Raw genomic sequence first — 26,301 nt, 5'->3', positions numbered from 1 at the left:
AGCCGGATCAGGACTCACAGGCCAATGACGGCTGCGCAGCCTTGCCATGCCGTCCCGGGAAATACGCCGCCGCAGCCACGCCCACCGCGCCCATCACCACGCAATACCCCACGCACACCCACGGGCTCCACGGCACCAGGGCGATCAGCATCAACGGTGTCATGCTGGCCCATAGCGCATAGGCGATGTTGTAGGTGAGCGAGATGCCGGACACGCGGATCTTCGGCGGGAACAGGCTGACCATCACCGACGGCACCGCGCCGACCACACCGCAACCCAGGCCGGCCACGGCGTAGGCCAGGCCCAGCCAGGCGCTGCCGCTGATCAGGCTGGCGTAGAGCACGGCAATGCCCAGGGGCAGCAGCAGGCTGTAGAGCATGACGGTGCGCCAGGCGCCGATGCGGTCGACGATGAGGCCGGCCAGGACGCAGCCGATGTTCAGGAAGACGATGCCCAGGCTGCTCAGGGCGAAGGTGTGGCTGGGCGTCATGCCGAAGCTTTTCTGCATCACGGTCGGGGTGATGACCACGAACACCACCACGGCAGAGGTCAGCACGCAGGTCAGGATGGCGGCGGGCAGCAAGGCCTGGCGGTGGTCGCGCAGGACCGTGCGCAACGGCAATTCCGCAGCGCCTTCGCGATCGGCTTGCAGGGCCATGAAGATCGGCGTTTCGCTCAGCCAGCGGCGCAGCCAGACGCCGATCACACCGAAGACGCCCCCCAGCAGGAACGGCAGGCGCCAGGCGTAATCGAGTATCTCCGCCGGCGTGTAGATCCGCGCCAGCGCCGTAGCGGTCAGGGCGCCCAACAGGTAGCCGAAGGTCAGGCCGGCCTGGAGGAAACCCAGGGCATAGCCGCGATGATGCAGCGGCGCGTGTTCAGCCACGAATACCCAGGCGCTTGGCACTTCGCCGCCCACGGCCGCGCCCTGCAGGATACGCAGCGCCAGCAGCAACAACGGGGCGAAATAGCCGATTTGTGCGTAGGTGGGCATCACCCCGATGAGCAGGCATGGCAAGGCCATCATCAGGATGCTCAGGCTGAACACTCGCTTGCGCCCCAGGCGATCGGCAAAGTGCGCCATGAGAATGCCGCCCAAGGGGCGAGCCAGGTAGCCGGTGGCAAAAATCCCGAAGCTTTGCAGCAAGCGCAGCCAATCGGGCATTTCCGGCGGGAAGAACAACTGGCTGAGGGTCAGGGCGAAGAACACGAAGATGATGAAATCGTAGATCTCCAGCGCACCGCCCAAGGCGGCCAGGCCCAGGGTCTTGTAATCGGATCGGCTGAATCGGTCACCGGGTGAAACAGGGGTGGCAGTCATAGGCGGACTTGAACGATAAGTTGAAAGAGGGCGACGGCTCAGTCGTCGCGATCAGTGTCCACCGGTTGAACCGGTGGCTGGCCTGGCTCGGCGTCTTCGGCCTCGTCGGCAGGCAGGAAATCCTTGCGGCTCTGGGCAATGGCCCGGCGTATTTCGTCGCCCTTGGTGGGGCAGTTCAGGAGGCGGGCGATGCCGTCGGGTTTCTGCGTCATCGCCATCCTCCGGCATGAGTGAACAGGGGCTCGATAGTGCTCGCTTTTGGCGCGTGACGCCAATTTTGTGTCTGGACGGCGCCATTGTGGCGGGGCTGCTTTGCAGCCCCGCGGGGATAAATCCCCTCACCCCAGAGGTTTGCGCTGTTCGGGTCAGCGGTGGTAGCGGCGCACCACGCTGCTGTTGCGCAGGACGTGACCTTTGATTTTTTCCATCAGTTGGGCCCGGGTGAGGCCGGCGGGGAAGGCTTCCGGCGGCAGGTCCAGGGCGAAGAGCTGGATCAGGTAATGGTGAGCGCTGTCGCCGATGGGCGGGCAAGGGCCGATGTAGCCGTGGGTGTTCTTGCTGTTGATGCCGCTCATGCCTTCCAACGAGGACTTGGTTCCGGCGCCCGCTGGAATCTGCCGGGTGGTGGCCTTGATGCCGTAGTGGATCCAGTGGTCGACACCCTGGCCCCTCTGGCCGTCCGGGTCCAACATGACGATGGCGTAGCTGAGGGTGCCCGGTGGGCCGGCGTTCCAACTCAAGGCCGGGGAAATGTTCTTGCCACCACAGGTATTGGCGTCACTGGCCGCCGCCGCGGTGAAGAGGCGGTCGTCCGACACGCCGGGGATACTGAGGGTAAAACGCTCCTCGGCCTGAGCTGCCCCTTGTGCGCACAGCACCAGGGCGACGGCCGCCAGCCAAGGGGTGAGAATGTTCAATCGAGTCATACCGGGGCACCTTGTGCGTGTCTGGCCATGGACGGCTTGCGAACTATAGCCGCAGCTTCGCCAAGGGTGCAGTGACAATTATGCTGAACCTCGTTCCGGCCCTCGACTCCAAAGGGAAACGCCTGCCGGAGAACGCTCATGTCTCTGCATCAAGTCGCCCGTTTCGCCGATGTTCGCGAAGACCGCGGCCTCGAAGTCAAAATCCACGACACGTCCATCCTGTTGCTGCGTTCAGGCGATCAGGTACGCGCATTTCAGGGTAAGTGCCCCCATGCCGGTGCCCCACTGGCCAAGGGCGCGGTGTGTCATGGACGGCTGATTTGCCCGTGGCACAAGGCGGCGTTCCGGGCTGAGGACGGCGCCCTGTGCGAGCCGCCAGCCCTCGACAGCCTGGCGCGCTATCACGTCGAAGTGCGCGGCGCTGACGTCTGGGTCGATGACCAACCGCTGCCGGCCGATAAAATTCCGCCGGCCGATGACGCGCGCACCTTTGTCATCATCGGCGCCGGAGCGGCGGGCACGGCTTGCGCGGCGGCGTTGCGGGAGAAGGGGTTTGGCGGCCGGATCCTGTTGATCGACCGCGAAGCCGAAGCCGGCTACGACCGTACGGTGCTGAGCAAATATGTATTGGCCGGCGACATGCCGGTCAACGAGACGGCACCGCTGCGCGATGAAACTTATTTCACCCAGCAACGCATCGAAAGGCTCCACGGCGAGGTCACCCATTTGGACCCCGGTGCCCGGCAAATCCAGCTCGCCGATGGCCGGCGCCTGGACTATGACGCCGCGCTCATTGCCACCGGCGGGGAGCCGAAGACGCCAGCGCTGCCCGGCATCGATTTGCCGCAAGTCTTCGTGCTGCGTTCGATCGCCCATGCCCGGCAGATTCTCGACACTGTGCGACCAGGGCAGCGGGCGGTGATCATTGGCGACAGTTTCATCGCCATGGAGGTGGCCTCGTCCCTGCGCAAGCGCGAGCTGAGCGTCACCGTCTTGGCCCGACACCCGGTGCCATTCGCCGCGCAATTGAGCGAGAGCGTCGGCCAGGCCATCCTGGCCCGGCACCGGGCCAACGGCGTGGTGTACCAGAGCGACGGCGAAGCGGCACGGATCGAGGGAACACACAAGGTCGAAGCCGTGGTGCTGGATAACGGCCAGCGTTTGGCTGCGGACCTGGTGATCGTCGGCATCGGCGTGCACCCGGCCACCGAGCCGTTTGCCCAGTTGCCACGGGAACAGGACCAGTCGCTGTCCGTTGACGCTGGCATGCGTGTGGCTGATGGCTTATGGGCCGTGGGTGATATCGCGACATTTCCCCTGCACGGCGCGCCTGTGCGCATCGAGCATTGGCGCCTGGCCCAGCAACAGGCGCGCATCGCCGCCGCGAACATGCTCGGCGGCGACGAGCGCTATCTGGACGTGCCGTTTTTCTGGACCTATCACTTTGGCAAACGCTACGACTACCTCGGGCACGCTGAACATTGGGACGAGGTGGAATTCAAGGGCACGCCCGAGCATCCGCCCTTTATCGCCCTGCTGGGCAAGGACGGCCTCGTCGCCGCCGCCGTGGCCTGCGATGAAGGCCGGGCCATGGCAGCGCTGGCCCAGCGCATGAAGCAACCGTTGCCGGTGGACGAGGCATGGCGGCTGGTTCGGGATTTCTCGTCGTAGATCTGCCCCACACCCCAAATCCATGTGGGAGCGAGCTGGCTCGCGATAGCGGTGGATCAGTCACGTCAATGTGGCTTACGCGACGCCATCGCGAGCAAGCTCGCTCCCACAGTTTTGTCTTGTGTTGACCGAAATATCCGCCACACCCCAATCCCCCTGTGGGAGCGAGCTTGCTCGCGATAGCGGTGGATCAGTCACTTCAATGTGGCTTACGCGACGCCATCGCGAGCAAGCTCGCTCCCACAGTTTTGTCTTGTGTTGACCGAAATATCCGCCACAACCCCAATCCCTCTGTGGGAGCGAGCTTGCTCGCGATGGCGGTGGGTCAGCTTGCATCAATGTACAGACTGATCGGCCGGCAAGAGGATAACCCGTGGTCGCTCCAATGGCGCCAGGGGCGGTGGCTGCAAATCCGGGCTGAGCAAGTGGAAATGCGGCACGACATGGCTGATGTCACCGTCCTGGTTGTTGTGGATGATCTTCGAGCCGGGCTGGCGCAGCGTGTCCAGGCGCTCGCCGGTCAACTTGAAACTGGCGCTCAAGCCCAGGTCATCCACCACTGGCGCCGGCAGTCGGCGCTGGGCGAAGCTGCGGCTTTTGCGCTGTTGATAACGCGCCCAGGTAATCAGCAGCACCGCGTTGACCAACGCGATCCACCCATAGACCTGCAAAGTCCCCAGTGTGTCGAACAGCGACCCTCCCAGGCGCGGGCCGGCTTGGCTGTCGAGCAGCGGCCACAGTCCGTTGACCAGCAAATACAACAGCCCCACCCACGCCAGCACGGTGAAAAGCGCATCGATGACCACCAGAAAAGGTCGTTGCCGGGTCCTGACAATTTTCATCGGATCACTTCCTCTTCCTGATCATCGAACGGTTTGATACCGCGATCCGGACTGATCCAGCGCGCACGCTTCTGATGCTGCCCGAACAGCACTTTGGGAAAGCTCACCAGGGTGGTGAAGAGGCTGATCAGCCAGAACACCAACGGGTACCAGACCACCCAGAACATGATGTGCCACAGACCTTTTTCGTAGCGCCGATCGATCAGGATGCTCACCGCGAACTGCAGCAGGCACACCACGGCCAGCAACAGGCCGGTGAAGGCTGGCGGCATCAGGTGATCCACGGCGATGGCCGCTGGCATTTCGACGAATTTGCCGGCGCCCCAGAAGATCACCGACAGCAGGAAGGTAAACGCCCAGCCGGTGGACAGGCAGTATTCGAACAGCAGCGGCCACAGGTAGCGATGGCGGTATTGCCAGATGCCACGGATGTTCTTGAACAGCACCTCGGCGCCCCCCTGGGCCCAGCGCAGGCGTTGCCGCCACAGGCCGCGCAAGGTTTCGGGCATGAGGATCCAGCACAGCGCGCGCGGCTCGTAGAAGATGCTCCAGTGATCCAGTTGCAGCTTCCAACTGATGTCGATGTCTTCGGTGATCATGTCCGGGCTCCAGTAGCCGACCCGGTGCAGGGCGGTGCGACGGAACGCAACGATCACGCCGGACACGGTGAAGATCCGCCCGAAGACCCGCTGGGTCCGCTTGATCAGGCCGATGATCGAGGAAAACTCGCCGACCTGGACCCGGCCTATCAAGGTCGAGCGGGTACGGATGCGCGGGTTGCCGGTCACCGCGCCGAGGCGGGCGTTGTCCAGCATCGGCGCCACCAGGTAAGCACAGGTGTTCGGCGCCAGCAGCGCGTCACCGTCGATGCACACCAGGTATTCGCTGCGCGCCGCGATGGCCCCCATACGCAGGGCCACAGCCTTGCCCTGGTTTTCCGCCAGGTGCAAGACGCGCAAGCGCGGGTCCTCGGCTGCCAGTTGGTCGAGCATCTGGGCGGTGTTGTCCTTGGAGCCGTCGTTGATGGCGATGACTTCGATGTTCGGATAATGCTGGCCCAGCGCCGCGTGAATGGTGTCGGCAACGTTGTCGCCTTCGTTGAAGCACGGAATCAGGATGCTGATCAGCGGCTCGCCCGCCAGGGGCGGTGGCAAGGTGTCGTCCTTCCACGGCCAGTGGCGTTCCCAGTGCAGCCAGAAATACAGGCCACCGGCAATCCACAGCCCGGACATGAACAGCGGGTAAAAGAACACGAAGTCCATCAGGAATTGCCCGGTGACCAGGAAGATCAGGCCCAGGGGCACCCCAAGGACGATCGCCAGCACCAGCAGGGCGAGCAGTCTGTCGAGCATGTCAAGGATTCCACTTGTTGGAGAGCGCCGGCCGCACGGTTTTCACGGCGGGCTGGTCTTCGATGAAGTTGTCCGGGTAGTAGCCGAAGCTGGTCACGCCCTGGCGCTTGAGGCGCCCCATCCAGTCGGCCAGGAGTTCGCCGTCGATGTCGGTCACCGGTTGGCTGTCCCAATCTCGCGCCTGCAATTCGAACACCGTGCGCTTGAGTGCACCGGGCCGGCTTTTGACGGTCTGGACCAGACGTTCCAACCATGGGCCGGACTGTGCGCGGGTCTGCTTTTCCATCAGCGGCATGGCCATCGGTGCCGTCCAGTCATAGGCGCCGAGGAAATCGTCGAGGTTCTGGGCGAACCAGGCTTCGCTTTGCGGGTTGAGCATCGGTTCGGCAAAGATATTGCGCGCCGTCAGCACCTGCGGACCACGAATCGCCCGGACCTTGGCGGTCAGCTCATGGGTGAAGTCGATCAGGTAGCGGCTCTTGAAACGGGTCCAGCGTTGCATCGCCGCAGGATCGTCCCGCAAGGCGGCGATGGACGTCGGCAAACCGTGGGCGGCATAGACTTTCAGGGCCGCGGGGCTGGCATCCTCGAAGTCGGAGAACACCGCGTCGTCATGGTACAGAACGCCATCCAACGAACTCATCCGCGCCAGGTCCTCGTAGAGCTCGCCGATGACCTTGCGCACGTTCGGGTCGAACGGCGACAGGCGCACGTATTGGTCCGGGGCGACGCCGGTCTTGCCGGTTTCCGGATCCCAGCGCTGTACCCGTGGCAACTTCGCGTCCAAGGCAAAACTGAGCACTGGCATCCAGGCATAGACCTTGGCGTTGGCCCGAGTGCGCAGTTGCCAGGCGACACGGTCGAACAGGTCGGCCCGTACTGGCAGGTGACGGTTGGGGAAGTACAACGAGTGCACCAGACCATCGCCTTTGGGATCGGCAAAGGCTTGCAGGAACACCGTATTGGCGCCCAGGTCGGAAATGCGCTGGACCAACTTGCCGACGTTGGCTTCCTGCTGCACCGGGTCCGGGTCGTAGACGTAATCCAGATCGACATGCACCACGCGCATCGGGTCCATTGTCTGCACCGAGACGATGCTTTCGGCGAAATGGGCGCCATCCGGATCGGACGCTACCAGGAAGCGTGGGCCACTCATCAGGTTATCCAGGCTGTCGAGGCCGTCCTCCAAGGTCAGGGCCATTTGATAGCCTTCGCTGCCAATCACCTGCAACGCAGTACCGTCGGCTTCACCGTAAGGCCAGACCCAAACGCGCGGGCTATAACCGGCGACCTTGCGGATTTTCTCGGAAATGGCCGCCACGTCCTTGCGCAGGCGAGCCTGGAAATCGGCCTCGGTCTCATAGCGACCGGTGGCCGGATCGTAGCGCCGGGTCGTCGCCGCAGGTTGCTGGTTGCCTTGCGGGTTGGCGAGGATGCCTTTGTGATTGGCATCGGTGTGGGCGGCGATTTCCACCAGGCCCGATTTCGACACCTCGCGAATCTGCTCCCAGGTCAGGAACTCGGAACGCTTGCGCGGCACCCCGGCAAAATCCACCGTCTGGTTCAGCGGCGTATCGACCCAACTGCCGACCGGAGCCAGGATGGCCGGCCAGTTATAGGCACGCAGGATGGGCATGACGCGGGTATAGAAGCTCGAGTAGCCGTCGTCGAAACTCAGCAGCACCGCACGGGGCGGCAGTTCCGGGCCGCCATTGCGGGCCGTGATGATCTGGTCCACCGTGACCGGCTGGTAGTTGTTTTCCCGCAGCCACGCCAGTTGCTCGATCAGCCGCTCGGTACGCACGGCCACCAGCGCCTGGTCCGGGTCCCGGTCGTCGACATCATGGTAGGCGATGCCGAGCACATGGTTCTTCGGCCACGGGGCGTCGTTGGCCGCCAGCGGACGCTGCGAAGGCGGCGTGAACGCCGGGGCTTGCTGGGCACAAGCGCTGATCAGCAAGACTCCCAGCAGGAGGATGAATCGCGAAATGACAGGCATCTTCAAACTCTTCTAGAAGCGATAGGTGAGGTCGACAAGCAGGCGCAAATCGCTTTCGCGATCGCCGTCGTAGGGGCGGTTGAGCCAACTCAGCGCCGCACCTGCCTCCAGCACGTCGTTCCAGATGAAACGCTGGCCGTAGCCGAGCAATCCCATGGCCCCGGTGCTGTAGTCACGCTGGCTGTAGGTACCGGCACCGACCTGGAATTGCTGGCTCCACGTGGTTTCGTAGCGGCGATACAACACGTGGTTGGCGCTCACGGTCGGCATGACGCTGAAATCCGCTTTCGGGTTGAAATAGGGCACTTCGTTGGAACCGCTGTTGCGGCTGGCGCCGACTTCCAGACCCAGCTCCACTTGCAGGCGCGGGGTGCTGTAGATGCCCTCGCGGCCGGTCAGCTGGGTTTCGAGGCGGTTGTTGCCGTCACTGAAATGGGACGGGCTCAGCGCCAGTCGCCACTCGCGGCTTTCATTGGCCCGCCAGCGGACGAAACCACTCCCGCCGTTGGCGCGGATGCCGCTGTTGAGCGCCCGCAGCGGGGTATTGGCCGAGAGGTAATCCAGGCTGCCGCCGTATTGCCAGTGGTCGTCGATGTCTCGGGCCACGGCCACGCGCGCGCCCTGTTTGTCACCGGAGCCGTACGAGTGATTGGAGACCTCGGCCTCCAGGGTCATGTCCCGGGTGCGACGCTCCACGCCCAGGCGCTGCCAACGGTGGTGGCCGGTGCCTTCCTCGAAATCACCGGTGGCGTAGCCGGCACCGCCGAACAACCGCCAGTCTTCATCGATAGGCGGGCTGTAGAGCAGCGTTTCGATACCAAAGTCCCGGCTACCAGTGACTGCACCGGCGTCACCGTTACCCCCGCCATAGCTCTTGCCGGTGTAGGCCTCGGTGCGCAGCTCGGCCATGTCGTGTACCTCGCGCTGGCGCTGCAGACGTTTGACATGGGCGTTTTCCGGATAGCGGGCGACCACGTCGTCGGTCAGTGCATCCAGCTGCCGCCACTCCTGCAAATCCATGGCGGCGCGGGCCTGGGCGATTTCCAGGTCACGGTTGCGCGGAATCGTCGCCTCGACTTCTTTGAGCAGGTTTTCCGAACGGCGCGGCCAGTCGCGGGCCTGGTACAGATCGGCCTGGGCCAGGCGCATGCCAGTATTGCCGGGGCCCTGGCTGACCAAGGTTTCCAGGCGCGTTTCGGCAGAGGGCAAGTCGGCGCCATAAGTACCGGCCTGGGCGGCGAGTTGCTGGGCGTCCATCCATTCATCGTTGGGGTTGCCGATCGGCAGGCCCTTGAGTTCGATGCGCGGACGCTGGGCTTTCGCCATGTCTTCGGCCAGTGCACGGGCCTCTTCGGACTTTTCACTCTCCAGCAACGCATAGTAGAGCGCGGTGCTGTCTTCAAAACGCTCCGCGGGATCGGCATCCGGCGCAGTCAGGACCCGGCGGTACAGCTCGACGGCGATCTCCGGCTCACGCTGTTCCAGATAGGAAGAGGCCACCCAGCGCAGGGCATAAGTGGGAATGCTCACGCCCTCGGCGATCAGCTTCTGGTATTCGGCAATCACTTCTGCTCGACGGGCGCGGGCATTGAGCGCGCCCATGCGATCGATGCGCCAACGGAGTACGTCGTCATGGGCCTCGGTCACCGGGGTCCAGGTGGCGAGCAACTTGTCGTAGTCGGCCAGGGCGCGGTCGGCAATGACGAAGCGCTCCTGTTCGCTGCGACTGGCCATGTCCGCCAGGCGCACCCGCTCAGCGGCGACGTCACCCTCCAGGCGTCGTTGCACGCCACGGTCGATCAGCCCCGGCTGCAGACGCGCCAGGCGCAGCGCCGGCTCTGGCAGCCGTGCGCGTTGCAGGGCGTAGATGTATTCACGCGCAACCTCTGGGCTGTTGCCGGCGCGCGTGAAGGCCTGGTCGTATTCGAACAGCGCTTCGTGGGGGCTGTTGGCGCGGGTCAAGGCATAACCCAGCGCCAGTCGACGCACCGGATCTGTCGGCTTGGCAGCGACCAGGGCCTTGGCGCGGGTGACGGCTTCGTCGGGCTGGCCTGCATCGGCCTGGGTCAAGGCCAGGCCGAGTTGCAAGTCGGGGTTCTGGGGATCGATCACCAAGGCCTGGCGATACAGATCCGCCGCCGAATCCCAACGCTTGAGGTTGCGGTAGGCACGAGCCGTTGCGGTCAGCGCCTGGACGGGCAGCGCTCGATTGCGGCCCTGGGTCTCATAAACCGACACCACCTCGCTATCGAGGCCGGCCCAGCTGGCGATCTGCAGGTGGTCACTGATCTGCGCGGCGCTGGCCTGGCCTGCCGGTACCTGGCGCAACGCAGTCAGCGCAGGCGTGTAATGGCCGGCACGGGCGTCGAGCACCATTTGGTCATAGACGGTATCGGCAAACGCCAGCATCGGCCAGCACAGTTGGCTGCACAGCGCGACGCAAAACAACGGGCGCAAACCACGTTGAACAAAAGGACCCACAGTACGCGGCATTCGTCAGCATCCTTACATGGCCAGCCGGGTCGCAGTGCCCCCTTGCCCATCAAACAGGAAGCCGGATCAAAGGAATCCAGCCAAGCTCTAATGGGCCTAGTCTTGCACTCTCAGGTGGGTCATCTTCAGGAACGCCACAATTCTTCAGAATCGATACAGATTTCGGCCCAGGGCTGATCGGTGGGCATAAAAAAACCCGGCCGTGCGTCATGCACGGGCCGGGTCTTGGGTGTGACTTGAACGGGCTTACTGGATGGCGACGCCGCCGCCCAGTTTGCTCATCACAAATGCCGAGAATTGTTCAACGGTCATTTTCTGGCCATTGAAATCGACCTGGTTGTTGGCGTAGTGCAACTTGGTGACAACGTCGTTGCCTTCAAGGGTCGCCAATTGAGTGCCGACGGCCATGGCGCTGAACATATCGCTGGTAGCGGTGGCTTGATCGGCGATCAGCTTGGCATCCGTCTGGCCTTCCATTTGTGCCTGCACGGTCATCAGGTCGACCAGCATCGGCTTGGAAACCTTGAGATTGAAATCCAGCAGGGCGAGCAACTGACGTCCCAATTCCTCCGGCGGCAGGTCCATGGACTGCGGCTTGGTCAGATCAACGATCAGGCTGGCACGGCTTTCACCGTTGGCGGTACTGAACGACAGATTTTCCAAGGCCACCTGCGGAGCACCGGCCAAGAGTTTTTCCAGATCGGCTTTGACCTGTGCTTCCTCAGCTTCGGTCAGGCTCAACTCTGGCGTCGGCTCACCCGCTGCAGCGGCTTCGGCGGCCGCTTTTTCATAGGGCTGCAGCTTGGTCTGGTAGATCTGCATCAGCGACATGGTGGCCGGGATGTCCAGGTTCTTCAGGCTGACCGCCATTTGTGCCGAACCAATGGTCTTGTCGTTGAACGACAACTCACCGATCTTGTAGTCGGCACGCCCCGAAGCACTGGTGCCGTTCTCGCTGCTGCTGTTCTTCATTTCGAAGTTCTTCAGGCCCAGCACCGACTTCGGCTCACCAAACGTGGCCTTGGTGCTGCTCATCAGCAGGGTGTTGTCACCCATGTAGTAACCGTATGAGCTTTTGCTCAGGTTACTGGCCAATGTCAGGCCATTCAGCTCGACCTGCACCGGCGTCTGGTCTTCGGCAACGGTGGTCAACTTGAAGCTGTCCATGTAGCCATCGGCCTTGACCTTCTGGCCTTGGGCGCTGGCGGCCAGGTCGATCTTGAGACCGGAGAAGGTGAGCTGGGACTGCTCATCCAACTTGGTGTCCAACGGCAGCAGCTCATAGGTGCCGTTGATGGATTCGTCGTAACCCAGATTGACCACACCTTTGAGCGGCGACTGGTCCTTGGTCGCAGCGAACCACTTGTCAGTCAGCGGATTGCGCTCAAGAGCGGTGTGACTGGTGGCCATGACCGGCAGCCACTTGAGCGTAATCAAGCGCGAGAATGGCAGTGGGCCGTGCTCGATCCGATCGACGAAGAGCAACTCGACCGATTCGCCGCCGAATATCTCGCCTTCGCCTTTGAGACGGTAGTGGGCGGTGCTGCTGAATGTGCCACGGTCCATGGAAACCAGCTCCAGGGCGGCTGTGCTGTTGGACCCGGACAAGGCTGTCTGCATCTGCTTATTGCTATCGGCAATAGCATTTTTCAACACGCCCTCGAGTTTGGTCCCGGTGTACCAGGCGCCACCCGCGCTGATAGCACCGACAGCCACAACGATTCCCAGAAGTACGCTTGCTGATTTATTCATGAGTGACCCGATCGATATCCATGGTTGAAGAAAGCCGTCGTCTTCCCTGACCCGTCAAGGGGGTGGCTCGACGCCGCAAAGAGGAGGGGAGATTACCATCAGGCACCCCTGCGGGCCCAATGTTTATAGGGGTAAAAACGTTTTCTTGAGAGGTGGTCTACGAATATTGGACTTCGATCTCATCGAGCTGATGGTCGAAAGTCTTGAGGCGGGCCGTCCAGGTGTACACCAGCACTTCGAAATCGCGATTGATCACCGCCGCACCCGATGACTCTGCGCGCGAATCGCAAAAGTCCAGTTGATAGCGCTCCCGGGCCATGGCGTTAGCCACGTCGCACAATTCACGGGCGTTGTTGAGCCAGTGCCAGCCGTCCTGGGTGACCTGCTTGTCCAATGCCGCACACTGGACTTTCAGGGCTTCCAGGCTTTTTTCCAGCGGGGTACCGGTGAGCTCGCCCATGACCTCCTGGAATGTGCGGCCAGGCTGCCAGTAACTGCCCCAGAAATAACGGTCAAACACCGTTTCTACGCGGCGCAACGCTACCTTGGTGTCCCAAATCAGCACCAGGGTCTTGCCTTGCTCGAGGTGTTTTTTCTTGATGCGTTGGCCCTGAAGCGAAGCCCAGGCCACGATTGCGATGGATATCACGCCAATCAACGCTGCCGCGCTATCGAGGAACAGCAGCGCCTTGTCGATTTGATGAGTGAGCATGACGCCATAGAAATAAGTGGCCGAAAGCAGCAGCAATGCTGCGGTGGCGCACCAAAAGCCGGGAGCATAAGGGTTTTTCATTATTGGAATCCCCATGACCAGTGACGTCGTGGGCCCTCTTGGTCGCCAGAGCCCGACTCTCACAGCATAGCAACGGCATGGGGGTTTGCCGGGGCATCAGAGGCTCGATCCGATTACTGGCCCAAAACGACAAAACCCCTGTCTGCGGAGGCAGACAGGGGTTCTGGGAATTCAATCTTGACGATGACCTACTCTCACATGGGGAAACCCCACACTACCATCGGCGATGCATCGTTTCACTGCTGAGTTCGGGATGGGATCAGGTGGTTCCAATGCTCTATGGTCGTCAAGAAATTCTGTGTCCGACCCGTTCAACAACAACGTGTCGGTAAAATCGATAATCTCTACTAAAAACAAAACCCCTACCTGCATCAGCAGATAGGGGTTTCGGAATTTAATCTTGACGATGACCTACTCTCACATGGGGAAACCCCACACTACCATCGGCGATGCATCGTTTCACTTCTGAGTTCGGGATGGGATCAGGTGGTTCCAATGCTCTATGGTCGTCAAGAAATTCGGTAGCCAGCGCGTGCCTTGCGGTCACGTTCCAGCGAATGGGTATGCGATAGTTTGTGTGTTGCAATCGAGTTTCGCGAACTTTCGGTTCGTTTCGTCTTCACACACCGCAATCTGGTCTCGTTCGCCCTGGGGCTTGGAGTTTACAAATTGCTTGGGTGTTATATGGTCAAGCCTCACGGGCAATTAGTACAGGTTAGCTCAACGCCTCACAGCGCTTACACACCCTGCCTATCAACGTCGTAGTCTTCGACGGCCCTTCAGGGGACTCAAGGTCCCAGTGAGATCTCATCTTGAGGCAAGTTTCCCGCTTAGATGCTTTCAGCGGTTATCTTTTCCGAACATAGCTACCCGGCAATGCCACTGGCGTGACAACCGGAACACCAGAGGTTCGTCCACTCCGGTCCTCTCGTACTAGGAGCAGCCCCTCTCAAATCTCAAACGTCCACGGCAGATAGGGACCGAACTGTCTCACGACGTTCTAAACCCAGCTCGCGTACCACTTTAAATGGCGAACAGCCATACCCTTGGGACCGGCTTCAGCCCCAGGATGTGATGAGCCGACATCGAGGTGCCAAACACCGCCGTCGATATGAACTCTTGGGCGGTATCAGCCTGTTATCCCCGGAGTACCTTTTATCCGTTGAGCGATGGCCCTTCCATACAGAACCACCGGATCACTAAGACCTACTTTCGTACCTGCTCGACGTGTCTGTCTCGCAGTCAAGCGCGCTTTTGCCTTTATACTCTACGACCGATTTCCGACCGGTCTGAGCGCACCTTCGTACTCCTCCGTTACTCTTTAGGAGGAGACCGCCCCAGTCAAACTACCCACCATACACTGTCCTCGATCCGGATAACGGACCTGAGTTAGAACCTCAAAGTTGCCAGGGTGGTATTTCAAGGATGGCTCCACGCGAACTGGCGTCCACGCTTCAAAGCCTCCCACCTATCCTACACAAGCAAATTCAAAGTCCAGTGCAAAGCTATAGTAAAGGTTCACGGGGTCTTTCCGTCTAGCCGCGGATACACTGCATCTTCACAGCGATTTCAATTTCACTGAGTCTCGGGTGGAGACAGCGCCGCCATCGTTACGCCATTCGTGCAGGTCGGAACTTACCCGACAAGGAATTTCGCTACCTTAGGACCGTTATAGTTACGGCCGCCGTTTACCGGGGCTTCGATCAAGAGCTTCGCGTTAGCTAACCCCATCAATTAACCTTCCGGCACCGGGCAGGCGTCACACCCTATACGTCCACTTTCGTGTTTGCAGAGTGCTGTGTTTTTAATAAACAGTCGCAGCGGCCTGGTATCTTCGACCGGCGTGGGCTTACGCAGCAAGTGCTTCACCCTCACCGGCGCACCTTCTCCCGAAGTTACGGTGCCATTTTGCCTAGTTCCTTCACCCGAGTTCTCTCAAGCGCCTTGGTATTCTCTACCCAACCACCTGTGTCGGTTTGGGGTACGGTTCCTGGTTACCTGAAGCTTAGAAGCTTTTCTTGGAAGCATGGCATCAACCACTTCGTCACCCAAAGGGTAACTCGTCATCAGCTCTCGGCCTTAGAATCCCGGATTTACCTAAGATTCCAGCCTACCACCTTAAACTTGGACAACCAACGCCAAGCTGGCCTAGCCTTCTCCGTCCCTCCATCGCAATAACCAGAAGTACAGGAATATTAACCTGTTTTCCATCGACTACGCTTTTCAGCCTCGCCTTAGGGACCGACTAACCCTGCGTCGATTAACGTTGCGCAGGAAACCTTGGTCTTTCGGCGTGGGTGTTTTTCACACCCATTGTCGTTACTCATGTCAGCATTCGCACTTCTGATACCTCCAGCAAGCTTCTCAACTCACCTTCACAGGCTTACAGAACGCTCCTCTACCGCATCACTTACGTGATACCCGTAGCTTCGGTGTATGGTTTGAGCCCCGTTACATCTTCCGCGCAGGCCGACTCGACTAGTGAGCTATTACGCTTTCTTTAAAGGGTGGCTGCTTCTAAGCCAACCTCCTAGCTGTCTAAGCCTTCCCACATCGTTTCCCACTTAACCATAACTTTGGGACCTTAGCTGACGGTCTGGGTTGTTTCCCTTTTCACGACGGACGTTAGCACCCGCCGTGTGTCTCCCATGCTCGGCACTTGTAGGTATTCGGAGTTTGCATCGGTTTGGTAAGTCGGGATGACCCCCTAGCCGAAACAGTGCTCTACCCCCTACAGTGATACATGAGGCGCTACCTAAATAGCTTTCGAGGAGAACCAGCTATCTCCGAGCTTGATTAGCCTTTCACTCCGATCCACAGGTCATCCGCTAACTTTTCAACGGTAGTCGGTTCGGTCCTCCAGTCAGTGTTACCTAACCTTCAACCTGCCCATGGATAGATCGCCCGGTTTCGGGTCTATTCCCAGCGACTAGACGCCCTATTAAGACTCGCTTTCGCTACGCCTCCCCTATTCGGTTAAGCTCGCCACTGAAAATAAGTCGCTGACCCATTATACAAAAGGTACGCAGTCACCCAACAAAGTGGGCTCCCACTGCTTGTACGCATACGGTTTCAGGATCTATTTCACTCCCCTCTCCGGGGTTCTTTTCGCCTTTCCCTCACGGTACTAGTTCACTATCGGTCAGTCAGTAGTATTTAGCCTTGGAGGATGGTCCCCCCATATTCAGACAAAGTTTCTCGTGCTCCGTCCTACTCGATTTCACTTCTAAGATCCTTTCGCGTACAGGGCTATCACCCACTATGGCCGCACTTTCCAGAGCGTTCCGCTAAAATCAAAGAAGCTTAAGGGCTAGTCCCCGTTCGCTCGCCACTACTAAGGGAATCTCGGTTGATTTCTTTTCCTCAGGGTACTTAGATGTTTCAGTTCCCCTGGTTCGCTTCTTGCACCTATGTATTCAGTACAAGATAACCATCTTATGATGGCTGGGTTCCCCCATTCAGACATCTCCGGATCACAGTCTGTTTGCCGACTCCCCGAAGCTTTTCGCAGGCTACCACGTCTTTCATCGCCTCTGACTGCCAAGGCATCCACCGTATGCGCTTCTTCACTTGACCATATAACCCCAAGCAATCTGGTTATACTGTGAAGACGACATTCGCCGAAAATTCGATCTTGCTCAAAGAGCAACTCACAAATTTTACCTTAGCCTGATCCGTTACCAGTGAAAGTAACGTTCAGTCTATCTTTCTATCACATACCCAAATTTTTAAAGAACGATCTAATCAAAAGACTAGAAATCAACATTCACCATCACCTTGATGGAATGCTCATTTCTAAGCTTTCAGAAGCAGTTTATGGTGGAGCCAAGCGGGATCGAACCGCTGACCTCCTGCGTGCAAGGCAGGCGCTCTCCCAGCTGAGCTATGGCCCCATTACAAAATTGGTGGGTCTGGGCAGATTCGAACTGCCGACCTCACCCTTATCAGGGGTGCGCTCTAACCAACTGAGCTACAGACCCAATTTCGAGCTTGTAACTGTTAGCTGTGAGCTATCAGCTTGGAGCTTAAAGCTGCTTCTATCGTCTTCTTCAATGAATCAAGCAATTCGTGTGGGAGCTCATGGAGCAGCTGCGGTCGTCGATTAAGGAGGTGATCCAGCCGCAGGTTCCCCTACGGCTACCTTGTTACGACTTCACCCCAGTCATGAATCACACCGTGGTAACCGTCCCCCCGAAGGTTAGACTAGCTACTTCTGGTGCAACCCACTCCCATGGTGTGACGGGCGGTGTGTACAAGGCCCGGGAACGTATTCACCGCGACATTCTGATTCGCGATTACTAGCGATTCCGACTTCACGCAGTCGAGTTGCAGACTGCGATCCGGACTACGATCGGTTTTGTGGGATTAGCTCCACCTCGCGGCTTGGCAACCCTCTGTACCGACCATTGTAGCACGTGTGTAGCCCAGGCCGTAAGGGCCATGATGACTTGACGTCATCCCCACCTTCCTCCGGTTTGTCACCGGCAGTCTCCTTAGAGTGCCCACCATAACGTGCTGGTAACTAAGGACAAGGGTTGCGCTCGTTACGGGACTTAACCCAACATCTCACGACACGAGCTGACGACAGCCATGCAGCACCTGTCTCAATGTTCCCGAAGGCACCAATCCATCTCTGGAAAGTTCATTGGATGTCAAGGCCTGGTAAGGTTCTTCGCGTTGCTTCGAATTAAACCACATGCTCCACCGCTTGTGCGGGCCCCCGTCAATTCATTTGAGTTTTAACCTTGCGGCCGTACTCCCCAGGCGGTCAACTTAATGCGTTAGCTGCGCCACTAAGAGCTCAAGGCTCCCAACGGCTAGTTGACATCGTTTACGGCGTGGACTACCAGGGTATCTAATCCTGTTTGCTCCCCACGCTTTCGCACCTCAGTGTCAGTATCAGTCCAGGTGGTCGCCTTCGCCACTGGTGTTCCTTCCTATATCTACGCATTTCACCGCTACACAGGAAATTCCACCACCCTCTACCATACTCTAGCTCGACAGTTTTGAATGCAGTTCCCAGGTTGAGCCCGGGGCTTTCACATCCAACTTAACGAACCACCTACGCGCGCTTTACGCCCAGTAATTCCGATTAACGCTTGCACCCTCTGTATTACCGCGGCTGCTGGCACAGAGTTAGCCGGTGCTTATTCTGTCGGTAACGTCAAAACACTAACGTATTAGGTTAATGCCCTTCCTCCCAACTTAAAGTGCTTTACAATCCGAAGACCTTCTTCACACACGCGGCATGGCTGGATCAGGCTTTCGCCCATTGTCCAATATTCCCCACTGCTGCCTCCCGTAGGAGTCTGGACCGTGTCTCAGTTCCAGTGTGACTGATCATCCTCTCAGACCAGTTACGGATCGTCGCCTTGGTGAGCCATTACCTCACCAACTAGCTAATCCGACCTAGGCTCATCTGATAGCGCAAGGCCCGAAGGTCCCCTGCTTTCTCCCGTAGGACGTATGCGGTATTAGCGTCCGTTTCCGAGCGTTATCCCCCACTACCAGGCAGATTCCTAGGCATTACTCACCCGTCCGCCGCTCTCAAGAGGTGCAAGCACCTCTCTACCGCTCGACTTGCATGTGTTAGGCCTGCCGCCAGCGTTCAATCTGAGCCATGATCAAACTCTTCAGTTCAAACATCTTTGGGTTTTGAGAAAACCCTAAACTTGGCTCAGCAATCGTTGGTTACATCTTTGATTTCTCGCGGAGTAACTTGTGATGCTGATAATCTATTGACTAGCAGTCTGACTCCACAAGCACCCACACGAATTGCTTGATTCAGTTGTTAAAGAGCGGTTGGCTGAGCCTTTCGTCTCAACCGAGGCGCGCATTCTACAGCGCCCCGTGTATCTGTCAAGCGGTTATTTTCAGAAGTTTTCAAAGTTTCCTTTTCAACTTCAACCACTTGCGCTTCCGATCTCTCGTTAGCGGGAGGCGAATTCTACAGCGTTACTCGCTGCTGTCAACACCTCTTTTTCACCGCTTTCGACCGAGAAGATCGAACCGCATATAGAGCCAAACAACACCGCCCTACCTGCTCCTTCCGGACTTCGATGAACTGAAGCCCTACACCTTCGAAACCTACTTAACTCGTTGAATCTCAAGGAGTTTTCCGTTTCGACTGCGCCGGAAGTGGGGCGAATTATAGACGTCCAGAATCTGCCGTCAACCCTTAATTTCGCTTTTCTATCAATAAGTTGCGCAGCACCGGCAAACCTGCCGCTTTTGCCCTTTAACACGCTCCTCTATATAGAAGAGAAGACTCACAGCACCCCAGCCTCTCTGAACGCCATCACCGCAGCCTCGTCCAACCCCAACACTCGCTGCAGCACCTCCAACGTATGCTCTCCTAATAAAGGAGGCGCATTGCGATACTCCACTGGCGTCTCGGACAGTCGAATCGGACTGGCCACCTGCGGCACTTTACCCGCCAGCAGGTGAGGCAATTCCATCGCCAACCCACGAGCCTGTACCTGAGGATCGGCAAACACCTGGGCCAGGTCGTTGATAGGCCCACACGGCACACCCGCCTGCTCCAACTGAGTCACCCATTCAGCGGTGGTCTTGAACACCGTCGCCTGGCGAATCAACGGAATCAACACTGCCCGGTTCGCCACCCGCACCTTGTTAGTGGCAAAACGCGGATCATCAGCCCACTGCGGTTGACCGGCAACCTCAGCGAACTTTCGGAACTGGCCGTCATTACCCACCGTCAGGATGAAATCGCCATCCGCCGTCGGAAAATCCTGATAAGGCACGATATTCGGATGAGCATTACCCAAACGCTTCGGCGCATTGCCCGTGGTCAGGTAGTTCATCGCCTGGTTGGCCAGGCAAGCCACTTGAACATCCAGCAGGGCCATATCGATGTGCTGCCCGCCGCCGACATGATCACGGTGGGCCAACGCCGCCAGAATGGCAGCGGTCGAATACAGCCCCGTGAGGATGTCCGTCAACGCGACCCCTACCTTCACCGGCCCCGCACCCTCATCGCCCTCAGGGCGACCGGTCAGGCTCATCAAGCCCCCCAGTCCCTGAATCATGAAGTCATACCCGGCGCGCTTGGCATAAGGGCCGGTCTGGCCAAACCCGGTTATCGAGCAATAGATCAATTGCGGATTGATCGCCTTTAGCGAGTCATAGTCCAAGCCATACGCCGCCAGGCCGCCCACCTTGAAGTTCTCGATCAGGATGTCGGACTTGGCTGCCAGCTCTCGCACCAGCCGCTGCCCCTCTGGCCGCGTGAAGTCGATGGTCACCGACTGCTTGTTGCGATTGGCTGAAAGATAATAAGCGGCCTCGGTCGTGTTCTCGCCTCGGGCATCCTTCAGGAAGGGCGGCCCCCAGGCGCGCGTATCGTCACCATTGCCGGGACGCTCGACCTTGATGACATCAGCCCCCAGGTCCGCCAGGATCTGTCCGGCCCAAGGCCCGGCCAATACCCTCGATAAATCCAATACCCGCAGATGCGAAAGCGCGCCCATGACCGTTCTCCTATTAGTAGAACGCCTGGATACCGGTTTGCGCACGCCCCAAAATCAGCGCATGCACATCGTGCGTGCCTTCATAGGTGTTCACGACTTCCAGATTCACCAGATGACGCGCGATGCCGAACTCATCGGAAATACCGTTGCCGCCCAGCATGTCCCGCGCCATGCGGGCAATATCCAGGGACTTGCCGCAGGAGTTGCGCTTCATGATCGAGGTAATCTCGACCGCCGCCGTGCCCTCGTCTTTCATACGCCCCAGACGCAGGCATCCCTGCAGGGCCAGCGTGATTTCAGTCTGCATATCGGCCAGTTTCTTCTGGATCAACTGATTCGCAGCGAGCGGGCGACCAAACTGCTGGCGGTCCAGCGTGTACTGGCGTGCGGTATGCCAGCAGAATTCGGCCGCTCCCAAGGCGCCCCAGGAGATGCCGTAGCGTGCCGAGTTCAGACAAGTAAACGGGCCTTTCAGGCCACGGACATCCGGGAAGATGTTCTCTTCCGGAACGAATACGTTGTCCATGACGATTTCGCCAGTGATTGAGGCGCGCAGCCCGACCTTGCCATGAATGGCCGGCGCACTCAGCCCCTTCCAGCCTTTTTCGAGAACGAAGCCGCGGATATCACCGGCATCGTCCTTGCCCCAGACGACAAATACGTCAGCGATCGGGCTGTTGGTGATCCACATCTTGCTGCCCGTCAGGCTGTAGCCGCCTTCCACTTTGCGCGCACGAGTGATCATCGCACCCGGGTCGGAACCATGGTTCGGCTCAGTCAGACCAAAGCAGCCGATCCATTCACCCGACGCCAGCTTCGGCAAATACTTCTGTTTCTGCGCCTCAGTCCCGAATTCGTTGATCGGCACCATGACCAGCGAGGATTGCACGCTCATCATCGAGCGATAACCGGAATCGACCCGTTCTACCTCACGAGCGATCAGGCCATAGCTGACGTAGTTCAACCCACTGCCGCCGTACTGTTCAGGAATGGTTGCCCCCAGCAGGCCGACTTCACCCATCTCGCGGAAAATCGCCGGGTCGGTTTTCTCATGACGGAACGCTTCCAGCACTCGCGGGGCGAGCTTCTGCTGGGCAAACTGCTCGGCAGTGTCGCGAATCATGCGTTCTTCTTCGGTGAGCTGCTGATCCAGCAACAACGGATCGATCCAGTTGAAGCTCGCTTTACCGGCCATGAAAGAGTCCTCGCCAATTAAATGAAAATCGTGGATTGATCCTAGGCGCGGTTTCCTACAAGGGCAAACGAGGATTACGCACTAACCTGTGCTAATTTCTCACTCCGTAAACGCCATTAACCCCGTTTACACAGTTATTGAGTGAGACTTACGTACATGCGTCGTAAAATCCCCAGCACCGCCGCCCTGGTCAGTTTCGAGGCTGCCGCGCGCCATGAAAGCTTTACCAAGGCGGCGCAGGAGCTTTCTCTCACGCAAGGCGCTATCTGCCGACAGATCGCCAGCCTGGAGGACTTCCTCAGCGTGGAGCTTTTCCGACGCTCGCGCCGCGGCGTCAAACTGACCGAAGCAGGTCTTTCCTACAGCCGACGCGTTGCCACCCAACTGGATGCCGTCGAGCGCGACACACTTTCAGTGATGGGGCACACCGGTGCGAACGTGATCGAACTGGCCGTGGTTCCGACCTTCGGCACCCAATGGTTGCTGCCACGCCTCAAGGACTTCCAGCAGCAGCACCCGGAAGTCACCGTCAACCTGACCAACCGCACGCGCCCCTTTCTCTTTGCCGATACGGAGTTTGATGCCGCCATCTATTTTGGCGATGCGGACTGGTCCGGTACCGAATCCCACAAGCTGATGGGCGAAAATCCGATGCCTGTATGCAGCCCCGCCTTGCTAGACGGTCGCAAGGGCCTGACACCAGAGGAAATCGCCGAACTGCCCTTGCTCCAGCAGACCACTCGTCCATATGCGTGGCGCCAGTGGTTCAACGCCCAGAACCTGAATATTGCGCGAGACCTGACAGGGCCGCGTTATGAACTATTCTCCATGCTCGCCCAAGCGGCTATGCACGACATGGGTATCGCGCTGATTCCGCCCTTTTTGATTCAACGCGAACTGGCAGAGAAACGACTGGTCGTGGCCAACCGTAATGCGCTGTCGAGCATCAAGGCCTACTACCTGATGATTCCGGAGCGAAAAGTCGAATCCGCCTCCCTTCGGGCTTTTCGTGACTGGCTCGTGAAACAAGCCGACAACTATCTTCTTGATTAATAAGAAAAAAACAAAAACTGACTTAGGTAGTAAACTAACAGAAGTCGCTACAGATATAAGTTTATGTCGCATTCAGTCAATCTGTTATCAAGCCCGTGCAGTAGTCTCCAAAGCGTCTAAATACATGGCTTCGAGCCATATCACGCAACGCATCAGCGCTTATTCATCTGGCCGATGGGAAAAATTGTCAATTTGAACCTGAATCCTTGGAAAGCACGGCCCACAAGGGCTGCCGATCGATAATCGCGACATTCGGTCACAGGGTGACTTGTAGTTAATTTTCCGTCACCCGTCATAATCTCTTGAAGGGCTGAATTTTCGCCTGCAAAATGCCGCGCCCCGCCTGGTTTGGTGGGACCGTGCTGATCGGCCGCCCCAGCCGCACCATCCGAAGTGCCTGGGTTTACTCAATAAGATCACGCAGGAGATTTGACGTGCACATTGGTGTTCCCCTCGAAACCCAAACGGGTGAAACACGGGTTGCTGCTACCCCGGAAACCATCAAGAAGTTGATCGGCCAAGGCCATAAAGTCACTGTTCAAAGCGGCGCCGGTATCAAGGCCAGCGTTATCGACAGTGCCTATGAGGCAGCGGGCGCAACCATTGGCAGCGCCAGTGATGCATTCGGGGCCGAGCTGATCCTCAAGGTGGTGGCTCCCAGCGACAGCGAACTGACGCTGATCAAGAGCGGCACCGTTCTGGTGGGCATGCTCAATCCGTTCAACAACGAAACCATCGCCAAGCTGGCCGAGTGCGGCATTACCGCTTTCGCCCTTGAGGCCGCGCCACGCACTTCCCGAGCCCAGAGCCTGGATGTGCTGTCGTCTCAAGCGAACATCGCCGGTTACAAAGCCGTGTTGCTGGCCGCCCATTACTATCCGCGCTTCATGCCGATGCTGATGACTGCCGCGGGTACCGTGAAAGCGGCGCGCGTGCTGATTCTCGGTGCGGGCGTGGCCGGGTTGCAGGCGATTGCCACGGCCAAGCGCCTGGGCGCGGTGATCGAGGCTTCGGATGTGCGCCCGGCGGTCAAGGAGCAAATCGAGTCCCTCGGCGCGAAGTTCGTCGATGTGCCTTACGAGACCGACGAAGAGCGCGAGTGCGCCGTCGGCGTCGGCGGTTACGCCCGGCCGATGCCGGCCAGCTGGATGCAACGCCAGGCCCAAGCCGTGCACGAGCGCGCCAAACAGGCTGACATCGTCATCACCACCGCATTGATTCCGGGCCGCAAGGCACCGACGTTGCTGAGTGCCGAAACCGTCGCGCAGATGAAACCCGGCTCGGTGGTCATCGACCTCGCGGCAGCCCAGGGTGGTAACTGCCCGCTGACCGTGGCTGATCAGGTCGTGATCGAGAATGGCGTGACCATTTGCGGCCCGACCAACCTGGCCGGCGAAGTCGCAGCCGACGCGTCGGCGCTGTATGCCCGTAACCTGCTGGACTTCCTGAAGCTGGTCTTCACCAAGGAAGGTCAGTTCGACGTGAACCTGGAAGACGACATCGTCGCCGCGTGCCTGATGTGCCGCGACGGCCAAGTCATCCGCAAAAACGCCTAAGCAGGGATTCAGACAATGGAAGAGCTTATCTCCCCCGGTATCTACAACCTGATCATTTTCGTGCTGGCGATTTATGTCGGTTACCACGTGGTCTGGAACGTAACGCCCGCGCTGCACACACCGTTGATGGCGGTGACCAACGCCATTTCGGCGATCGTGATCGTCGGCGCCATGCTCGCCGCCGCGCTGACCGTGACGCCGCTGGGCAAGACCATGGGCACCCTCGCCGTGGCCCTGGCCGCGGTGAACGTCTTCGGTGGCTTCCTCGTGACGCGCCGCATGCTTGAGATGTTCAAGAAAAAAGCCCCGAAAGCCGTAAAAGAAGAGGCGCCCAAGTAATGAGCATGAACCTGGTAACGACGCTCTATCTGATCGCGTCGATCTGCTTCATCCAGGCCCTCAAAGGCCTGTCGCACCCCACCACCTCCCGCCGAGGCAACCTGTTCGGCATGCTCGGCATGGCGCTGGCGGTGCTGACCACTGTGGGCCTCATCTACAAACTGGGGGCCGAACTGGCGACCGCCGGCATCGGCTACGTGATCGTCGGCCTGCTGGTCGGCGGTACCGCCGGCTCGATCATGGCCAAGCGCGTCGAAATGACCAAGATGCCGGAACTGGTGGCGTTCATGCACAGCATGATCGGCCTGGCGGCGGTGTTCATTGCCATCGCGGCTGTCGTCGAGCCGCAGTCCCTGGGTATCGTCAAGCAATTGGGTGATTCGATTCCAGCCGGTAACCGTCTGGAGCTGTTCCTCGGCGCAGCCATTGGTGCAATCACCTTCTCCGGTTCGGTGATCGCATTCGGCAAGCTCTCGGGCAAGTACAAGTTCCGTCTGTTCCAGGGCGCACCAGTACAGTTTGGTGGCCAGCACAAGCTCAACCTGATCCTGGGCCTTGCCACGCTGGGCCTGGGCCTGATGTTCATGTTCACCGGCAACCTCGGCGCGTTCGCCTTGATGCTGGCCCTGGCCTTTGTCCTGGGCGTGCTGATCATCATCCCGATCGGCGGCGCGGACATGCCGGTAGTGGTGTCGATGCTCAACAGCTATTCCGGTTGGGCCGCAGCGGGTATCGGCTTCTCGCTGAACAACTCGATGCTGATCATTGCCGGCTCGCTGGTGGGCTCGAGCGGTGCGATCCTCTCGTACATCATGTGCAAGGCGATGAACCGTTCGTTCTTCAACGTGCTGCTCGGTGGTTTCGGCAATACCGCAGATGCTGCTGGCCCGGCTGGCTCCAAAGAAGCCCGTCCGGTGAAATCCGGCTCGGCTGACGACGCGACTTTCCTGCTGACCAACGCCGATACCGTGATCATCGTGCCGGGCTATGGCCTGGCGGTGGCCCGGGCGCAGCACGCGCTGAAAGAACTGACCGAGAAGCTGACCCATCGCGGCGTGACCGTTAAATACGCGATCCACCCGGTGGCCGGTCGCATGCCTGGACACATGAACGTCCTGCTGGCCGAGGCCGAAGTGCCTTACGACCAGGTGTTCGAAATGGAAGACATCAACTCCGAGTTCGGCCAGGCCGACGTGGTGCTGGTGCTGGGCGCCAACGACGTGGTAAACCCGGCGGCGAAGAACGATCCGAAGTCGCCGATTGCCGGCATGCCGATCCTCGAAGCGTTCAAGGCCAAGACCATCATCGTCAACAAACGCTCGATGGCCAGCGGCTATGCGGGCCTGGACAACGAGCTGTTCTATCTCGACAAGACCATGATGGTGTTCGGTGACGCCAAGAAGGTCATCGAAGACATGGTCAAAGCGGTGGAATAACCTCGCCGCTTCACCCAAAACGCCCCGACCTGTCGGGGCGTTTTGATTTGTATCAAGGCAAAATGTTACCGATCCGGTAATGA

Annotated in this window: 16 protein-coding genes, 2 tRNA genes and 4 rRNA genes; 5 read left to right on the top strand and 17 right to left on the bottom strand. The window is 59.2% G+C overall.

What is annotated here, in order from left to right; translation table 11 throughout:
* Positions 1–7 precede the first annotated feature (7 nt).
* From ACZ5M5_RS00855 to ACZ5M5_RS00845, 3 genes are all read right to left on the bottom strand, one after another.
* The gene (locus ACZ5M5_RS00855) at positions 8–1,321 is read right to left on the bottom strand and encodes an MFS transporter (RefSeq protein WP_464738445.1); all 1,314 of its coding nucleotides are present in this window, start codon (positions 1,319–1,321) and stop codon (positions 8–10) included.
* Between the two features lie 38 nt (positions 1,322–1,359).
* Positions 1,360–1,533, bottom strand: a complete 174-nt coding sequence (locus ACZ5M5_RS00850; RefSeq protein ID WP_163006770.1) for a hypothetical protein — start codon at positions 1,531–1,533, stop codon at positions 1,360–1,362.
* A gap of 153 nt (positions 1,534–1,686) precedes the next feature.
* The gene (locus ACZ5M5_RS00845; RefSeq protein ID WP_060739778.1) at positions 1,687–2,247 is read right to left on the bottom strand and encodes a YbhB/YbcL family Raf kinase inhibitor-like protein; all 561 of its coding nucleotides are present in this window, start codon (positions 2,245–2,247) and stop codon (positions 1,687–1,689) included.
* A 138-nt stretch (positions 2,248–2,385) separates the two neighbouring features.
* Between ACZ5M5_RS00845 and ACZ5M5_RS00840 the strand changes: the two genes are divergently transcribed.
* A complete protein-coding gene (locus tag ACZ5M5_RS00840) occupies positions 2,386–3,918 on the top strand; it encodes an FAD-dependent oxidoreductase (protein ID WP_464738444.1) in 1,533 nt (510 codons plus the stop codon).
* A gap of 335 nt (positions 3,919–4,253) precedes the next feature.
* Here the strand turns inward: ACZ5M5_RS00840 and pgaD are convergent, their stop codons facing one another.
* The 14 genes from pgaD to ACZ5M5_RS00770 all read right to left on the bottom strand — a co-directional run bounded on the left by pgaD (position 4,254) and on the right by ACZ5M5_RS00770 (position 21,834).
* Entirely contained in the window at positions 4,254–4,760 is a 507-nt protein-coding gene (gene pgaD, locus ACZ5M5_RS00835) for a poly-beta-1,6-N-acetyl-D-glucosamine biosynthesis protein PgaD (protein WP_464738443.1), read from the bottom strand.
* A complete protein-coding gene (pgaC, locus tag ACZ5M5_RS00830; protein ID WP_060739781.1) occupies positions 4,757–6,112 on the bottom strand; it encodes a poly-beta-1,6-N-acetyl-D-glucosamine synthase in 1,356 nt (451 codons plus the stop codon). The genes pgaD and pgaC overlap by 4 nt, the downstream gene beginning before the upstream one ends.
* A gap of 1 nt (position 6,113) precedes the next feature.
* Positions 6,114–8,111 carry a poly-beta-1,6-N-acetyl-D-glucosamine N-deacetylase PgaB gene (gene pgaB, locus ACZ5M5_RS00825; RefSeq protein WP_103310344.1) on the bottom strand — a complete coding sequence of 666 codons (1,998 nt, stop codon included), beginning with the start codon at positions 8,109–8,111 and terminating at the stop codon, positions 6,114–6,116.
* 12 nt (positions 8,112–8,123) lie between these two features.
* The gene (gene pgaA, locus ACZ5M5_RS00820) at positions 8,124–10,604 is read right to left on the bottom strand and encodes a poly-beta-1,6 N-acetyl-D-glucosamine export porin PgaA (RefSeq protein ID WP_464738442.1); all 2,481 of its coding nucleotides are present in this window, start codon (positions 10,602–10,604) and stop codon (positions 8,124–8,126) included.
* Between the two features lie 246 nt (positions 10,605–10,850).
* Positions 10,851–12,356, bottom strand: a complete 1,506-nt coding sequence (locus ACZ5M5_RS00815; RefSeq protein WP_103310341.1) for a YdgA family protein — start codon at positions 12,354–12,356, stop codon at positions 10,851–10,853.
* Positions 12,357–12,513: 157 nt separating this feature from the next.
* Positions 12,514–13,149 (bottom strand): hypothetical protein, encoded by a 636-nt coding sequence (locus ACZ5M5_RS00810; RefSeq protein ID WP_060739785.1) that lies wholly within the window; start codon positions 13,147–13,149, stop codon positions 12,514–12,516.
* A 175-nt stretch (positions 13,150–13,324) separates the two neighbouring features.
* Positions 13,325–13,440, bottom strand: a 5S ribosomal RNA gene (rrf, locus tag ACZ5M5_RS00805).
* 107 nt (positions 13,441–13,547) lie between these two features.
* Positions 13,548–13,663: ribosomal RNA gene (rrf, locus tag ACZ5M5_RS00800) — 5S ribosomal RNA — on the bottom strand.
* A gap of 170 nt (positions 13,664–13,833) precedes the next feature.
* Positions 13,834–16,725: ribosomal RNA gene (locus tag ACZ5M5_RS00795) — 23S ribosomal RNA — on the bottom strand.
* Between the two features lie 241 nt (positions 16,726–16,966).
* A tRNA-Ala gene (locus ACZ5M5_RS00790) sits at positions 16,967–17,042 on the bottom strand.
* 10 nt (positions 17,043–17,052) lie between these two features.
* A tRNA-Ile gene (locus ACZ5M5_RS00785) sits at positions 17,053–17,129 on the bottom strand.
* 123 nt (positions 17,130–17,252) lie between these two features.
* A 16S ribosomal RNA gene (locus ACZ5M5_RS00780) occupies positions 17,253–18,789 on the bottom strand.
* Together the 16S, 23S and 5S rRNA genes with 2 tRNA genes alongside form the textbook arrangement of a ribosomal RNA operon.
* A 629-nt stretch (positions 18,790–19,418) precedes the next feature.
* Positions 19,419–20,639 carry a CaiB/BaiF CoA transferase family protein gene (locus ACZ5M5_RS00775; RefSeq protein WP_060739786.1) on the bottom strand — a complete coding sequence of 407 codons (1,221 nt, stop codon included), beginning with the start codon at positions 20,637–20,639 and terminating at the stop codon, positions 19,419–19,421.
* Between the two features lie 13 nt (positions 20,640–20,652).
* The gene (locus ACZ5M5_RS00770; protein WP_014335919.1) at positions 20,653–21,834 is read right to left on the bottom strand and encodes an acyl-CoA dehydrogenase; all 1,182 of its coding nucleotides are present in this window, start codon (positions 21,832–21,834) and stop codon (positions 20,653–20,655) included.
* 156 nt (positions 21,835–21,990) lie between these two features.
* Between ACZ5M5_RS00770 and ACZ5M5_RS00765 the strand changes: the two genes are divergently transcribed.
* The 4 genes from ACZ5M5_RS00765 (at position 21,991) to ACZ5M5_RS00750 (ending at position 26,218) form a co-directional block, all read left to right on the top strand.
* Entirely contained in the window at positions 21,991–22,887 is an 897-nt protein-coding gene (locus ACZ5M5_RS00765; protein ID WP_060739787.1) for a LysR family transcriptional regulator, read from the top strand.
* 434 nt (positions 22,888–23,321) lie between these two features.
* On the top strand, positions 23,322–24,443 hold the full coding sequence (locus ACZ5M5_RS00760; RefSeq protein WP_060739788.1) for a Re/Si-specific NAD(P)(+) transhydrogenase subunit alpha: 1,122 nt from the start codon (positions 23,322–23,324) through the stop codon (positions 24,441–24,443).
* A gap of 15 nt (positions 24,444–24,458) precedes the next feature.
* The gene (locus tag ACZ5M5_RS00755) at positions 24,459–24,782 is read left to right on the top strand and encodes an NAD(P) transhydrogenase subunit alpha part 2 (RefSeq protein WP_003187010.1); all 324 of its coding nucleotides are present in this window, start codon (positions 24,459–24,461) and stop codon (positions 24,780–24,782) included.
* Entirely contained in the window at positions 24,782–26,218 is a 1,437-nt protein-coding gene (locus tag ACZ5M5_RS00750; RefSeq protein ID WP_025216189.1) for an NAD(P)(+) transhydrogenase (Re/Si-specific) subunit beta, read from the top strand. Before ACZ5M5_RS00755 ends, ACZ5M5_RS00750 begins: the two co-directional genes overlap by 1 nt.
* Positions 26,219–26,301 lie beyond the last annotated feature (83 nt).

The sequence above is a fragment of the Pseudomonas sp. Van50 genome (assembly GCF_055390755.1).
The sequence above is the reverse complement of the archived record's forward strand: the minus strand, read 5'-3'. Positions and strand labels throughout refer to the sequence as shown.

Bases quoted from the DNA above. Each gene is read 5' to 3' on its own strand.
- ACZ5M5_RS00765 (WP_060739787.1), top strand. From the start codon at position 21,991: ATGCGTCGTAAAATCCCCAGCACCGCCGCCCTGGTCAGTTTCGAGGCT.
- pgaA (WP_464738442.1), bottom strand. From the start codon at position 10,604: ATGCCGCGTACTGTGGGTCCTTTTGTTCAACGTGGTTTGCGCCCGTTG.
- ACZ5M5_RS00810 (WP_060739785.1), bottom strand. From the start codon at position 13,149: ATGAAAAACCCTTATGCTCCCGGCTTTTGGTGCGCCACCGCAGCATTG.
- ACZ5M5_RS00855 (WP_464738445.1), bottom strand. From the start codon at position 1,321: ATGACTGCCACCCCTGTTTCACCCGGTGACCGATTCAGCCGATCCGAT.
- pgaB (WP_103310344.1), bottom strand. From the start codon at position 8,111: ATGCCTGTCATTTCGCGATTCATCCTCCTGCTGGGAGTCTTGCTGATC.
- ACZ5M5_RS00750 (WP_025216189.1), top strand. From the start codon at position 24,782: ATGAGCATGAACCTGGTAACGACGCTCTATCTGATCGCGTCGATCTGC.
- ACZ5M5_RS00775 (WP_060739786.1), bottom strand. From the start codon at position 20,639: ATGGGCGCGCTTTCGCATCTGCGGGTATTGGATTTATCGAGGGTATTG.
- ACZ5M5_RS00845 (WP_060739778.1), bottom strand. From the start codon at position 2,247: ATGACTCGATTGAACATTCTCACCCCTTGGCTGGCGGCCGTCGCCCTG.
- ACZ5M5_RS00815 (WP_103310341.1), bottom strand. From the start codon at position 12,356: ATGAATAAATCAGCAAGCGTACTTCTGGGAATCGTTGTGGCTGTCGGT.
- ACZ5M5_RS00770 (WP_014335919.1), bottom strand. From the start codon at position 21,834: ATGGCCGGTAAAGCGAGCTTCAACTGGATCGATCCGTTGTTGCTGGAT.
- pgaC (WP_060739781.1), bottom strand. From the start codon at position 6,112: ATGCTCGACAGACTGCTCGCCCTGCTGGTGCTGGCGATCGTCCTTGGG.
- ACZ5M5_RS00755 (WP_003187010.1), top strand. From the start codon at position 24,459: ATGGAAGAGCTTATCTCCCCCGGTATCTACAACCTGATCATTTTCGTG.
- ACZ5M5_RS00850 (WP_163006770.1), bottom strand. From the start codon at position 1,533: ATGACGCAGAAACCCGACGGCATCGCCCGCCTCCTGAACTGCCCCACC.
- ACZ5M5_RS00840 (WP_464738444.1), top strand. From the start codon at position 2,386: ATGTCTCTGCATCAAGTCGCCCGTTTCGCCGATGTTCGCGAAGACCGC.
- pgaD (WP_464738443.1), bottom strand. From the start codon at position 4,760: ATGAAAATTGTCAGGACCCGGCAACGACCTTTTCTGGTGGTCATCGAT.